Genomic DNA, 13,230 nt, shown 5'->3' on the forward strand with positions numbered 1-13,230 from the left:
TAAAAAAAACAGATCCCGTCTCAAAGACGAAATCTGTTTTTGGCTTATAACTAAGCATTGACATCAATGACTTTTGAATCATCTTTGATTGCTTCACGATCCAAGTCCTTAATTCTAGCACTTGTGACAATCCCGGCAACCATACTGCCACTGACGTTCGTTGCTGTTCGAGCCATATCAATCAATGGTTCTACTGAGATAACTAAGCCAACGATGGCAACTGGCAAATTCATCGCCCCTAAGACGATCAATGAAGCAAACGTTGCGCCGCCACCAACACCGGCTACACCAAATGAGCTGATCGTGACGATTGCAACTAACATCAAGATAAAGCCAATACTAAAAACATCAATTCCAGCAGCTGGAGCAACGATCGTGGCTAGCATCGCTGGATACACACCTGCACAGCCGTTTTGCCCAATTGATAAACCAAAGCTGGCTGAAAAATTCGCTGTTGCTTCATCCACACCTAACGCTTTGGTCTGTGTTTCGATATTCAATGGCAATGCCCCTGCACTTGAACGTGAAGTAAAAGCAAAGCTCAATACTGGAAAAGCTTTTTTAAAGTAGTCAAACGGATTGACTTTCACTGAAAGCAAGATCAATGAATGAACAATCAAGACTGCTAGTAAAGCAACATATGAAGCAAGTACGAATTTTCCTAAATTGATAATGGCAACAAAATCACTAGTAGCCATCACATTCGTCATCAACGCAAAGACGCCATATGGAGTCAAACGTAAAACTAAGGTAACGATACGCATAACGATTTTATATAAACTATCAATCAAATTGGCAAAAAATTCTGCTTCTTTCGGTGCTTTTCTTTTGACTCCTAGATAAGCAATCCCGACAAATGCAGCAAAAATCACAACACCGATCGTACTTGTTGCACGTGTACCAGCTAGATCAGCAAAAACATTTTTAGGGATGAATGATAATATTTGTTGCGGAATCGTTAATCCTTGGATACTCTCTTGGCGAGTGGCTAATTCCGAGATTCGAGCTGTTTCTGCTGCGCCCTCGGTAAACTTCGCTCCTTGAAGACCAAATAATATGGTTGTACCGATTCCAATCAATGCAGCAATTGCTGTTGTTGCAAGCAGTGAGGTTAATACTGTTGCACTGATTTTACCTAATTTTTCAGAAACTTTCATTTTTGTAAATGCGCCAACGATCGAGACGAATACTAATGGCATAATCAGCATTTGTAAGAAGCCGACATAGCCTTCACCTACGATATTGATCCATTCCATTGATTGACTGATGACTTGGTTATCTACTCCAAAAATCAATTGTAATAAGCCACCAAATACGATTCCGATAGCTAGAGCTGTATAAACCCTTGTTGAAAATTTTGCATGGCGCTTTTGCATGCGATAAAAAACATATAATAATACCGCAAAAACTAGAACCACTAAAACTGTGATGAGTGTTGTCATTTTACTCCTCCTCTAATTTTTAATGACAAGTCCATCTAAGGAAGTAAAGGTTCCCGAAAATGATTCTTCAATCATTTTCCTGAAAATATTTTTTTCAGCGACTCGTTCATTCTAGACTATTTATGTAAAAAATACATTCGTTTTGCTTACAATTAGTAATAGAAAAAAACCAGTAGTGATAGCTTTTGTCTATCACTACTGGTTTTAAGCACGTTTTATGCTTCGTTTTCTTCTTTTTCAGATTGAAAATTTAGTTTCACGCCTGGTTGATCCAATGCAATCTCAGTTATTTCATAGGCCATTCGTTTGACGATGTCAAATAATGGCGCAACTAGCTCATCCACTTCTTCTTGTGTGACATCATTTTGTCCTTCAATCTTTCGATTAAGGATATGGTTAATTTGACTCACGCTTCCTGATAAAACATATGTATCAAAGACTAAGCGAAATTCTAAACGTGCCCCTACGATACTGTGTTCTTTCGGATAGTTCTCAATCGTCTCTTTCAGAGGAGAAAATCCTACTTTTAAATCTGTTTCAACTTCTTGATCAGGTCTTTTAAAATCATAGTGAAATGCCTCTACTACTTCTTTTTGTCTTTTGATTTCCATTTGATCACTCCTTATTCAAATTATAACATACCTCACTTTGAAAGAGGATACTATTTTATTGCTTTCTCCTTGATATCAAGGATTTTTAAGAGATCATCTACAACATAATCGGCAGGAATATCTTGTAAAAAATGATCAATATCATACAAACAAGTCAAGACTCCTGCATTCTTACCAGCTTCTATATCTAAACGACGATCACCAATCATGATCGTTTCCGACTTTTTCAATTGATGTCTTTGGATCAAATCATTTAATGAGTCGGGCGCTGGCTTACGAGGAAAATTCCGATCAATCCCAATGACTTCTTCAATTAAATCAGCTAGATCAAACTGCTCAAGTAATCCCCATGTTGAGGTTGAGAGTCGATGGGTCAAAATAAAATGCTTTGCACCTTGGCTTTTCAATGATCGTAACACTTCTTGGGTGCCTGCAAAAGGCTTGGAAATTTTCTGACTCGCTGCTTCATAACGATGAAACAAGGGTGTAAATTGTTCTTCTGGTAATTGGTATTCTTTGATTAGTTGACGGGTGGAAAATTTCTTCATGATCGGATAAATCGTTTCTTGATCCGCTAAGATACCTAACGTAGCCATTGCTTGAAGCGCTCCATCGACCATGGCTGGATAAGTATCAAATAATGTTCCATCAAAATCCCAAACATAATTTTTTATCATCGTAACTTCTTTCCTTTAGATCTATTCATATTCCCACAAAACATGTCCCTCTTATAACAATTCTTTTCCGAGGATTTCTAACTCTTTATTTAAAGTGTATTGGATCGGTTGCGCATTCGGGATATCAATCGTATCCAACTGATCTTCTGGTACATCTTCTAAGTATTTCGTTAACGCACGTAAGCTATTCCCATGTCCAACCACTAAGACATTTTTACCAGCTGATAAGTGTGGTGCAAGTTCATCTTGCCATAAAGGAACCACGCGCTCAACTGTCATCTCTAAGCTTTCACCATGGGAGAGCAAACGTGGATCTAAAGAATCATAGCGTCGATCAAAATGGTTTTCTGATACGAGTGGCGGAACTTCTCGATAGCCACGACGCCATTTTTTGACTTGTTCTTCGCCATATTCTTTTTTCATCTCCGTTTTATTTTTACCAACTAATGCCCCATAATGTCGTTCATTTAACCGCCAAGTTTTTTGGACGGGAAGATACAATTGATTCATTTCTTCTAAAGCTAACTGTGACGTTTTAATTGCTCTTTTTAGTACAGATGTATAAACGATATCAAAAACCAATCCTTGCTCATTCATTTTTCGTCCAGCTTCCGTTGCTTGTTGCATCCCCTTTTCAGTTAGCGCAACATCTAACCAGCCAGTCCAATAATTTTGAAAATTGGCTTCACTTTCACCATGTCGTAATAAGACTAACTTCATCCTCTTCACCTAGACTTTCGTTTCAAATTGGGTACCGCATTTTTGACAAGTCACTCGAATTCGTCCTTTACCTCGTGGCGCTCTTTGCTTTTGGTGACAAGTAGGACAAGAAAAAAACGTGTACTCCATCACTTTCTTTGAATTTTTTGGCTTTCTCAACTGAGAAAACCATAATTTTATTTGATTCGATTTTTCGATGAATTTACGATTTTCATTTATTCTTACATAGATTTTCTTCGATAACAATCGAAATACGATCAGACCGAGTAATCCCCAAAATAAGAAATAACCGATTGAAAAAGGAAGTAAAAATTGAAACAGACGAAAGAATAGTGCCAGAATCAACAATACTCGGTTCAACGAATCAAATGTTGCATAACGTCCTTGCATCACTTGGTTGTATTTTCTTTTGTATTCAATCAAGCGTCTTAACCAAATTTGTGCCATCGTAACTCCTCCTGTTGCTCTTATTATGGCAAAAAAAAGCAAAAAGAAAAAGCTTTAATTCGCTTTTTCCATTGTTAATTGATGAAGTGCATTCCGATTCTTCATAAAGTCAATCACGATGACTTTCTTTTCCTGCGCTCTTTGGACGACACGAAATGTATCCGCTAACGGTAACGTGAGCTTTCTAGAAGGCACTTCCTTCAAGCGAACAAATCGGCGAATCAGCGTTAAGAATTGTGTTAATTGAATCGATGTATGAACTAAATCAGGATATTTTTTTAATAATTGAGTTGTCTTTAATAAATGGCGTTTTTTACCAATTTCACTTAAAAAACTTTTTAAGATTTTTTGTTGCCGTTGAAAAATTGAAAACGAATCTTTCTCATCAATTTTATAACGCATTTGTCTTTGAAGTTCACTGACCGTTAACTGTATCAACTGGCCGTTCTCCTTGATTATCAAGCCATTTGGAAATAGCTCTGTTACTGCCTGATCCCAACTTGTCAATGAAAGCTCAAGATAATCTTTCACAGGTAAATCAAGTTCTCTATTAAAAAAGAGCAAAAGTGCAGTTAACCCTTCTGATTGATAGATTTCTCCTAGTGTTTGACCTTCTAAATGAAACTCTGGCGAAAAATGCAACAAAGTTTTCCCCTTGTTTAACTGAACATAAAGAAAGGTCGAACGGTTGATGACTTGATCCTTTAGCACCACTAAAAAATTCATTTTTCTCCCCCTTTATCATTTTTAACATAGCATATTTTTAAAAAGTTGTCTGGTAAAAGAGGAGGGTTTCATAAAAATTTAGTAATTCATCAAATTCTCCTTAAAACAATGAAACCACCTGAGCGATTGCAGGTTCACTCCTCTTTTTCCATCAATTCTTTCATCTCGATCACTTCCCGATATTGGTGGATTTTAGTGATCCCAATGACTTTATCGACATCAATACTAAAACAGATACCATTGCCTGGAACATCAATGTTGATTCCCTGACCAATCGTCTCCATGACTTGATTGGTTAAACTATCAGGTACGAGGGTTAACACAATATCTTTTTCAGGTGAGATTTCCAGACCTAAAAAATTACTAGAATCATGAATCCCTGATCCACGCCCATGGAGTATCGTACCTCCAGCTGCTCCGGCGGTTTTTGAAAACTTAATCACTTCGTACCCCATTCCCCCATCAACAATCGTGACGATCATATTCAGATTCAACGCTACAGGATCTTTCATTTTTTTCCCTCCAACTGTTGTAATTTGTGTTTAGCTTGTTTATCTTTTTCATCTTTCCTTTTGTAGATATAGCCTAGAACCAATGTCGATAATATGGGCGTCAATGCAATCATAGCCACCACTCCAAATCCATCAATAATCGGATCTCTTCCTTCAATTTGCGTGGCGATTGCCACACACATCGATAAAATGAACGTGGAACACATGGGGCCAGTCGCTACCCCTCCGTTATCAAATGCCATAGCAAGAAAAATTTTATCAACCTTGCGTCCTAAAATGAAAGCTAAGCCATATCCTGGAATCAAAAAATAGTAGAGAGAAAAACCAACTAATAAACGCCACATAGATAACCCAACTGCTAAGCCAATCCCAATAGAGATGACTGCTAACATGATTTTTGCTTTGATTCTTCCCTCACTCAATTCTTCCACTTGTTTAACCATGACATGGATCGCTGGTTCTGCGAAACCAACTAAAAACCCCATCAAGAACCCTAAAGGTATCAAAAGCTGATTATGTTCTAAACTAGCAAGTACACTACCTAGATGTTGTCCAACAGGAACGTAAGCCAGATCGACACCATGCAGGAATAAGATCAATCCGACAGTAGTGATCAAAAAACCCTTGATAATAGCCCAGAAACGTTCTTTACTCATCTGAAAGCTCAGGAAGTTCATGACTAAGAATAATAGTATGATCGGCGATATGGCGATTAACACCTCATAGGAAATGATTTCTATCCCCGAGAATAATTCTTGGACTATCTTCATTGAAAAATCACCCCTAAAATCATTACTGCCAGAATTGGACCTAAAGATGCAATCCCAACCATCCCAAAGCTATCATTGGCACTCGTTTCTTGACGAATCATACTAGTCAGTCCGCCAGCTAATGCTAGAATAAAAGGAACAGTAATCGGTCCAGTCGTAACACCTCCAGAATCAAAAGCAATCGGCATAAATTCATTACTTGTAAAAAATGAAGCAACTAATACACCAACATAACCAATCGCCATCAATTGATAATAAGATAATTTGAAGACAACCCGCAACAGAGCAAACGCTAAAAAGACACCTGTGCCAACGCTTACAATTCCAATTAACAAAACTCGGCCAATCTTTCCTTCAGAAATCTGATTGACTTGTTGTCCCAACACTTGAACGGAAGGTTCTGCGATCGTGATTACAATTCCAATCATAAATCCTAAAGCAATGAGGATTGTGAGACTTTTCTTTTTGATCATATATTTTCCCACTAATCGCCCGACTTCCATCATCGAATAATCGGCGCCAAATAAAAATAGTGTCATGCCAATCATCATAATCCCTGCCCCAAACAAAAAAGAAATCATTTCATCTGAGTCAAGCGGTGCGAAAATAAAAGTTAAAATAACAATTAAAAGTGTCATTGGTAAAATGGCGATAACAACTTCTTTTAAATTTTTTAGCATATATCCTCCTCCTTTACTCTATTTTACCTGATTCCTTCACAAGTTACGAGCAGAACAGGTAAACGCTGTTATTTTTTTCAATAAAAAAATACTCAAATATGACATTACCGTAAAAAGAAGCCAAATTGAGCGAAAATCAAACTTGGTTTCGGCTCCTTTGGCTTCTCTTTATGTTATAAGCAACAATGCCTCAAATCAAGAATGAAAAATCAGAACGAACTTTTCAAATTTTGGGGCTTGATTTTAAAAGAAAGGCATGTTGTTTAGCAAGGTGATCAAAAAGCGTATGGAACTAAGAGTCTCTTCTTGTTTCACCTGTGGGAAGTAACCACAAAACAAGTACTCAGCTCTAAGACAAGGAAGCAATCAATTGTTTTCGAAATGCTTCGTATTCGTCTGCCTGTTGATTAAACAAACGTTGGTTGCTTGTATGGCTATCTTGCATCCATTCTTTTGGTTCGCTGCTGCCTAGAAATGCATCTAACAATTGTTGTGTGACAATCGAATTCTTTTTCACTGCTTCTTTGACCAAGTAAAAATCTTCAATTCCTCTTTGCAATTGTTTGTAACGTAAAGACAACAATAACTGTCCAGAATAGCTAGGATAAATGAGACAAGTATCACCGATCGGTAACGAACTAGTATTATAGCGGATATCTTCTCGCACATTTTCTGGCCAACAATTATATGCCCAACGTAGCATACCATCTGTTTTGAAGCAATGCGCTAAAATTCCTTGGATACGAGTCTCTAGTAATGAGCTGTGTAAAAAGGTATTCGGACGATCAGGATAATTACAAATATAATATTGTGTCTTTCCTGGATGGCTTTGTGTTAACTGCTGATAATGGTTGCACGTACAATAAAAAGAAGTGACCGGAAAATCGACATCTGGCAGCAATTGTTCCAAGACGTTTTCTTTATCAAAAGCGACTTTTATCTGAACACTAGTATCCACTGACTTTAATTCTGCTAATGAAGCTTTAAAGGTGTCTATTTCGTGAATCTTCGGCTCATCAGAGATAATTCTGACTTTGTCCCATACCCCAATCTCTTTGAAATGCTCAAATAATTGGTTGAAATAGGACTTCAATTCATTTTTGTTTTCGATGAATCCGATCTTTTGCAAGGCTTCATCAAAATAGCGAACCACAATTTTTTCAGGGTAATCTAACTGTTGGATCAATGGGAAGAATGGTACTTGCCACACACCTAACAAACCAAAGACGTTGATTTCTTGATCGATACCTGCTTCTGCCATCGTTTGAAGATAGCGATCTAAAATGGTGAAATCACACGTCAATTCTCCTTTGAGATCCTTCTTGACTTTGATCATTGAATACTCATAGAGATTCGCTGGATAGTCTTTGACGATATAATTGAACCAACCTTTCCAAGGGATCTCGCCTGCGATCACCGTTACCGCTTTTTGCCCAATAGCTGCTAAACTGGCAGCCATTTCGCGAATCAATCGGAAATGAGTCTCACTCCAAAGTGGGACTTGAAAACTTCTCGCTAAATTAGACGGTTGTTGCCAGATGTCCAAATTAAATTTCTGAGTCACGTTATCTGGAAAACAATAATCTGAAACGTCAATCATTAATTTTTTCGTTACTACTTCTTCGTCACCGGCTGTCAAATATGAACGGTAAACTGTTATTTCTAGTGAATAGCTGCCAGACTTGATTTCAGTATCCAAAGGAAATTCCAGATAAATTGGCGCATAACGATCGCCTGAATAAGTTTTCACTGTTTGTTCTAACAACTTATCAGCATACAATATATCTTCGTTGCCTAAATAATAGTCAATAAATTGAGCTTTTACTGGTAACGAGGATTCGATAGCGATACGATAAATCGGTATCTCAATAGCATCTGGTATCGAAAATTCATCCGATAGTACGAAATGGTTTTTTCGCCCGTCATGAAGTAGTAACTGACAAGCATTTTTACTGTTCTTATAAAAAGTTAACTCCGTAAGTTCCTGAGGCTGTTCAGCCGTCAGACGATTGGTCGCTTTATAACTTTCATGGACAAGGTAAGCTTGCATTCAATGCTCCTCCTTTGGTCGATTCAATCCATCGATCAATTGTTCAAATCGTTCATTCGTCATTTGATCTGGAATCATTCGCCGTAATTGCTTTAAATTAAGTCTTTTTACTAATTTGAAACGACTAGGATCTTGCCAGCTAGGGAAAAATCGTTGGAGAACTTGCTGATTTTCTGCCTCTTTTACGAGTTGAAAAATCGGTATGTCGATGATCTCTCTGGTCGATAATTCGTTGCCTTTTTCTTGTTCTTCCCACTGTGATTCCATCCATTCCATCGCAAATGGAAACCAGCGAGCAAAACGTTCGTCTGTCACTTCATCAGATGTGCGGTACCACTTAGTTGCCAAAGAAAGACCATGAGGTCCTTTTTGAAAAATATGTGATTCAAAAGGAACATCATTTTCTTCTAACGCACGTAAATATAGTAAGGAATTTTCGATAGGAACGATCGAATCTTCAAATGTGGAGAATAAAAACGTCGGCGGCGTATCACTCGTCACGCATTCTTCCAAAGAAGGAGCCGAAATACCCATGACCTCTGAAAAAGAAGAGAGGATAGCTGGATAACCTAATAAACATAGAGCGGGTTTAGTCGCTAACATTGTCGACATGGCTGCTGCTAAATGCCCACCTGCTGAAAAGCCAATGACCGCAATCTTATGACGATCAATCTGCCATTCTTCCGCACATTCTTGAAGTAATTCCATTGCTTTTTGTCCATCAGACAATGCTTTTTGAAAATGACGATGTTCTCCTACATGATAATGTAAAACACCTGCATGATAGCCCTTTGACAGAAAGCTTAATGCGATCGGTTCCCCTTCTCTTTCACTACAAAAAGAATACCCACCCCCAGGAATTACTAAAATAAACGGACGTTTTTCGATTGGCTGCGATTCAAACAATTCTTCTTGTAAGTAAAGCTTGAGACCGGTATTTGCCTTGCGATCAAAAATAATTTCTTTTGTTCTCATTGCTTCATTCTCCTAAGCCATTTTCCTCAATCACTTGTTGATACCAATAAAAGCTATCCTTTTTATACCGTGCTAAATCGAGTAACTCTTCATCGGTCCGATTGACATAGATAAATCCGTACCTTTTATTGATTCCTTCATGGGTACTGATCAAATCAATCGCACTCCATGGGCAATAACCGATCACCTCAACGCCATCTTCAATCGCTAAAGCCATTTGCTGGATGTGTTGATGTAAATAATCAATTCGATAATCATCATGGATTTTCCCGTCAATGAGTTGTTCTGATGCACCGATCCCATTTTCTGTCACCAAGAGTGGTAAGCGATAGCGAGAATAAATTTCATTTAAAGTAAAACGAAACCCTTCTGGATCAATAGGCCAGCCAAATTCCGTCATTGGTAAATGTGGATTTTCGACTGTTTGAAAGAATCCTGGAATCCCAAAACCGGATTGCTGATCTATTTTTTGTTCTTTGGCAAAATAACTGGAGACGGTCATTGTATTATAGTAGTTAAAAGCAATGTAGTCTCCTGTTCCTTCTGCTAAAATCGTTTGATCTTCTGCAGTAATCACTGGTTCCGCACCAATCTTCTCTAATAAATGCCAAGCATTATGATTGTACTTTCCAAAAACAGCAACATCTAAAAAGAGCCAATTTCTAAGCGCACTCATATATAAAGCGGCCATCTGATCCTCTGGTTTATCTGAAGCAGGATACACACTGGCGATGTTAGGTGCTGGTCCAATTTTGCCGTTATAATTTCCTTTGTGGTAATTACTGGTCACGAGGGCTTGTGCGACTAACATATGATGGTTTTCTTGGAATTTTTCTTTCATACTTTTATTACTTGTCCCAATTACAGAACCAGCCAATGCCATGACATTTTGTTCATTGATTGTTTGCCAAAGTGGAACATCTTGCCCAAAATGGTCAAATAATACCTGACAATAATCCGCAAAAGCTTGAATCGTTTCTCTATTTTCCCAACCACCTTTTTCGGCAATGGACGCAGGCAAATCAAAATGGAAAACAGTTACGATTGGTTGGATATCATTTTCTTTCAATAACTCAATCAAACGTTTGTAAAAAGCAATACCAGCTGGATTCACTTTTCCATTAGGCATTACGCGACTCCATGAAATCGAAAAACGATAAGCTTTTAGTCCTAACTCTTTAAATAAATGGACATCTTCTTCCAATCGATGGTAGTGGTCAGAGGCAACTTTAAAATCAGTCGTTCCTTCTGGGATAGACTTGATATCCTGAACAGATGGTTCTTTCCCCTCTTCATTCCAAGCGCCTTCTACTTGATAAGCACTGGTAGAAGCTCCCCATAAAAAATCTGTTGGAAATTTATTTTTCATCTTCATTCTCCTTTATGGCCGCACCAATTAAATTGGCATCTGCTTGAAATTTTGCTGCTTCAATCGTCATTGGTTGTAATGTTTTTTTGATGATTGGTGCTACTGTAAACAGCTCTTGATAAGTTTGTTGAATTGTCTGGATCAAATATTCTTGTTGACTGATTCCTCCACCAATGACGATCTTTTCAACATCTAGCAGCGTTTGAACATTGAAACAAAGAAAAGCAACCTGTTTACAATAATCATGAAATAAAGCTTTGGCTGACTCATTCTCACTGTCTTTTAAGGCAGCAAAGACCTGTTCGCCCTCGTTGTCTACTTTTAATAATTCAGCTAATTGTTTGATCAACCAAACAGCCGACAGACCCATACCTACAAACGAGTTTTGACCAGTAATCTGACGATCACGGATCATAAAGCTAATTTCACCGGCTTGCATGTGCGTTCCTTTATAAAGCTGTCCATTGATACAAATGCCCATGCCAACTCCAGTTCCCAAAATAATTGCTGCGCCTTGTTGGATCCCTTTTAAATTGCCATATCTGATTTCACAGGAAGTAGCAGCTTTGGCATCATTTTCAACGAACACTTCGAAATTCTCCAACTCTAAAAACGATTGCAATTGGAGTTGATCCAGATAAGGAACAGCACCGCCGAAGCGAACTGTCCCAGACTGATCAACCGATCCAGGTACTGAAAAAGCAATTTTATGGAATGATTGGATTTCTTGATAGTCACGAATCATTTGTGATAATAATCGTTGAAATTGCTCTTTGTCTGAAGGTGTTGGAAAACGCTTTTTAAAAGAAACTTCATTCTGAGAAATCAGAGCGGTCTTGATCATCGTCCCTCCAATATCAATCCCTAAAACGACCATTTGCTCTCCTCCATTATGCTTGAACTTCTTCTGCAATCACACCAGCCATCTTTTCTTTTGCTTCCTTAGCTTCGGCTTCTGCTTTTAATTCTAATTCATACTCTTTTTTGTCAGCAATCTTGATAAATGGATACCACATCAAGATCCCGATACCCATGCAAATAACCATCAAGATTGTATAATTTATTCCACCAGAAAGTGGCATCTTAACAAAAGTTGGTGTCGTCCAAGGCAATAAACTTATCATTGGGTTCAATGAAATCGGTAAAATGGTTGTGGTTAATCCCCACGTCACAAAGCCTGCGATCAACTGTGTAAAGACTTGTGGAATGAAAAACAATGGGTTTAAAATAATCGGCATACCAAACATCAAGGGTTCCGTAATGTTGAAAATGGCAGGAATCACGGATAATTTCCCAAGTTGTTTCATTTTGGCAGATTTACTACGAATCATAAAGAACGTCACAAATCCCATGAAGCCTGCAGCGTACATTCCCATGTAGATCACAGAAGGAATCAAGTAAGGCAAAGCTTCATTTTTTTGGAAAGCTGCGATATTTGAGACAACCATCGTCATACTGATTGCTCCTAATGGTCCTTGTAAAACTGCGTTGTGAATCCCAAAGAACCAAAGGACAGCTAATACTTCCATGATAATAATAATTGATAATGGACTAGCAACCAACGCGTTAAGCGGTGCATTGATCACATCGATAAAGAATTGAAAAATCGAGCCAGATTTTGTCAAACCAAATAAGATACGCAGAATAAATACAAGGACAAAGATGATTGTTACAACAAAGACCGGTGCCAATGATTGCGTAACCATCGGAGGTACGCTATCTGGTAATTTAAGCACAATATTTTTTTTCGATAGATAAGCATAAAGTTGAGTAACCACTAACGCAACGATCATTCCAATAAACAAGCCTTGTCCGCCTAAGAAATCTAAGCGTAATGCTGCAATCGTAGAGTCTACAGCCTCTCCATTTTGCATAGCCATTGTTGCGACAGTTTGAGGCATCAACATCACAAAACTAGCTAAAGAAATAATTGCTGCGTTTCGCTCATTCGTCCCCAGTTGTTTTGCATAAGAAAAAGCCAGACTATAAACGACATACAATGAAAATACCCCAGTTGCACCATTTGTAATAGCTTCTACATGTGGGTAAATACCTAATGAAGTCAAATAATCGATCCAACCAGGAATTGGGAAGTTCCCTACGATCGTAATCAGCGCAATCCCCAAAGTGATTGGACTCGTACGAATAAACCCTTCCATCAAAGCAGCTAACACTTTATTTTGTTGTAATTTTTGCGATAACGGTAATAACTTACTTCCTAAAAACGCTTCTAATTTTTCCATCGTAATCC

The 13,230-nt window shown here is 38.1% G+C and carries 14 protein-coding genes; all 14 read right to left on the reverse strand.

The features are described from left to right. Positions 1 to 50 precede the first annotated feature (50 nt). The 14 genes from IGJ11_RS07220 to IGJ11_RS07285 all read right to left on the reverse strand — a co-directional run bounded on the left by IGJ11_RS07220 (position 51) and on the right by IGJ11_RS07285 (position 13,222). The gene (locus IGJ11_RS07220) at positions 51 to 1,442 is read right to left on the reverse strand and encodes an L-cystine transporter (RefSeq protein ID WP_010719025.1); all 1,392 of its coding nucleotides are present in this window, start codon (positions 1,440 to 1,442) and stop codon (positions 51 to 53) included. A 215-nt stretch (positions 1,443 to 1,657) separates the two neighbouring features. After that, the gene (locus tag IGJ11_RS07225) at positions 1,658 to 2,053 is read right to left on the reverse strand and encodes a DUF1149 family protein (protein WP_010719024.1); all 396 of its coding nucleotides are present in this window, start codon (positions 2,051 to 2,053) and stop codon (positions 1,658 to 1,660) included. 50 nt (positions 2,054 to 2,103) lie between these two features. Continuing rightward, on the reverse strand, positions 2,104 to 2,727 hold the full coding sequence (locus IGJ11_RS07230) for an HAD-IA family hydrolase (protein WP_207432533.1): 624 nt from the start codon (positions 2,725 to 2,727) through the stop codon (positions 2,104 to 2,106). A gap of 54 nt (positions 2,728 to 2,781) precedes the next feature. After that, the gene (locus IGJ11_RS07235) at positions 2,782 to 3,450 is read right to left on the reverse strand and encodes a 2,3-bisphosphoglycerate-dependent phosphoglycerate mutase (protein WP_207432051.1); all 669 of its coding nucleotides are present in this window, start codon (positions 3,448 to 3,450) and stop codon (positions 2,782 to 2,784) included. 9 nt (positions 3,451 to 3,459) lie between these two features. Continuing rightward, positions 3,460 to 3,897, reverse strand: a complete 438-nt coding sequence (locus IGJ11_RS07240) for a hypothetical protein (protein WP_034698189.1) — start codon at positions 3,895 to 3,897, stop codon at positions 3,460 to 3,462. Between the two features lie 54 nt (positions 3,898 to 3,951). Next, positions 3,952 to 4,623, reverse strand: coding sequence for a hypothetical protein (locus IGJ11_RS07245; RefSeq protein ID WP_010737691.1), 672 nt, complete (start codon positions 4,621 to 4,623; stop codon positions 3,952 to 3,954). A gap of 134 nt (positions 4,624 to 4,757) precedes the next feature. Further along, the gene (locus tag IGJ11_RS07250; protein WP_010719019.1) at positions 4,758 to 5,135 is read right to left on the reverse strand and encodes a P-II family nitrogen regulator; all 378 of its coding nucleotides are present in this window, start codon (positions 5,133 to 5,135) and stop codon (positions 4,758 to 4,760) included. Then, on the reverse strand, positions 5,132 to 5,905 hold the full coding sequence (locus IGJ11_RS07255) for a DUF1538 domain-containing protein (protein WP_010719018.1): 774 nt from the start codon (positions 5,903 to 5,905) through the stop codon (positions 5,132 to 5,134). The genes IGJ11_RS07250 and IGJ11_RS07255 overlap by 4 nt, the downstream gene beginning before the upstream one ends. After that, positions 5,902 to 6,585: a DUF1538 domain-containing protein gene (locus tag IGJ11_RS07260; RefSeq protein WP_010737694.1), complete on the reverse strand. Its 684-nt coding sequence runs from the start codon at positions 6,583 to 6,585 to the stop codon at positions 5,902 to 5,904. Before IGJ11_RS07260 ends, IGJ11_RS07255 begins: the two co-directional genes overlap by 4 nt. 349 nt (positions 6,586 to 6,934) lie before the next feature. After that, complete coding sequence (locus tag IGJ11_RS07265; RefSeq protein ID WP_207432047.1) at positions 6,935 to 8,635, reverse strand: DUF4091 domain-containing protein; 1,701 nt, start codon at positions 8,633 to 8,635, stop codon at positions 6,935 to 6,937. Further along, on the reverse strand, positions 8,636 to 9,610 hold the full coding sequence (locus IGJ11_RS07270) for an alpha/beta hydrolase (protein WP_063627196.1): 975 nt from the start codon (positions 9,608 to 9,610) through the stop codon (positions 8,636 to 8,638). Between the two features lie 4 nt (positions 9,611 to 9,614). After that, the gene (locus tag IGJ11_RS07275) at positions 9,615 to 10,979 is read right to left on the reverse strand and encodes a glycoside hydrolase family 1 protein (RefSeq protein WP_251849150.1); all 1,365 of its coding nucleotides are present in this window, start codon (positions 10,977 to 10,979) and stop codon (positions 9,615 to 9,617) included. Continuing rightward, the gene (locus IGJ11_RS07280) at positions 10,969 to 11,856 is read right to left on the reverse strand and encodes an ROK family protein (protein ID WP_207432043.1); all 888 of its coding nucleotides are present in this window, start codon (positions 11,854 to 11,856) and stop codon (positions 10,969 to 10,971) included. Before IGJ11_RS07280 ends, IGJ11_RS07275 begins: the two co-directional genes overlap by 11 nt. Positions 11,857 to 11,869: 13 nt before the next feature. Continuing rightward, positions 11,870 to 13,222, reverse strand: a complete 1,353-nt coding sequence (locus IGJ11_RS07285) for a PTS sugar transporter subunit IIC (RefSeq protein WP_010719011.1) — start codon at positions 13,220 to 13,222, stop codon at positions 11,870 to 11,872. Positions 13,223 to 13,230: the final 8 nt, after the last annotated feature.

This window comes from Enterococcus sp. DIV0691 (assembly GCF_051711145.1).
In the GTDB taxonomy this organism is placed as follows: Bacteria; Bacillota; Bacilli; order Lactobacillales; family Enterococcaceae; genus Enterococcus_B; species Enterococcus_B hirae.

Excerpts from the sequence above, each read along its gene's own strand:
- IGJ11_RS07260 (WP_010737694.1), bottom strand. The coding sequence starts at position 6,585 with ATGCTAAAAAATTTAAAAGAAGTTGTTATCGCCATTTTACCAATGACA.
- IGJ11_RS07225 (WP_010719024.1), bottom strand. The coding sequence starts at position 2,053 with ATGGAAATCAAAAGACAAAAAGAAGTAGTAGAGGCATTTCACTATGAT.
- IGJ11_RS07265 (WP_207432047.1), bottom strand. The coding sequence starts at position 8,635 with ATGCAAGCTTACCTTGTCCATGAAAGTTATAAAGCGACCAATCGTCTG.
- IGJ11_RS07275 (WP_251849150.1), bottom strand. The coding sequence starts at position 10,979 with ATGAAAAATAAATTTCCAACAGATTTTTTATGGGGAGCTTCTACCAGT.
- IGJ11_RS07240 (WP_034698189.1), bottom strand. The coding sequence starts at position 3,897 with ATGGCACAAATTTGGTTAAGACGCTTGATTGAATACAAAAGAAAATAC.
- IGJ11_RS07250 (WP_010719019.1), bottom strand. The coding sequence starts at position 5,135 with ATGAAAGATCCTGTAGCGTTGAATCTGAATATGATCGTCACGATTGTT.
- IGJ11_RS07235 (WP_207432051.1), bottom strand. The coding sequence starts at position 3,450 with ATGAAGTTAGTCTTATTACGACATGGTGAAAGTGAAGCCAATTTTCAA.
- IGJ11_RS07220 (WP_010719025.1), bottom strand. The coding sequence starts at position 1,442 with ATGACAACACTCATCACAGTTTTAGTGGTTCTAGTTTTTGCGGTATTA.
- IGJ11_RS07245 (WP_010737691.1), bottom strand. The coding sequence starts at position 4,623 with ATGAATTTTTTAGTGGTGCTAAAGGATCAAGTCATCAACCGTTCGACC.
- IGJ11_RS07285 (WP_010719011.1), bottom strand. The coding sequence starts at position 13,222 with ATGGAAAAATTAGAAGCGTTTTTAGGAAGTAAGTTATTACCGTTATCG.
- IGJ11_RS07255 (WP_010719018.1), bottom strand. The coding sequence starts at position 5,905 with ATGAAGATAGTCCAAGAATTATTCTCGGGGATAGAAATCATTTCCTAT.
- IGJ11_RS07280 (WP_207432043.1), bottom strand. The coding sequence starts at position 11,856 with ATGGTCGTTTTAGGGATTGATATTGGAGGGACGATGATCAAGACCGCT.
- IGJ11_RS07270 (WP_063627196.1), bottom strand. The coding sequence starts at position 9,610 with ATGAGAACAAAAGAAATTATTTTTGATCGCAAGGCAAATACCGGTCTC.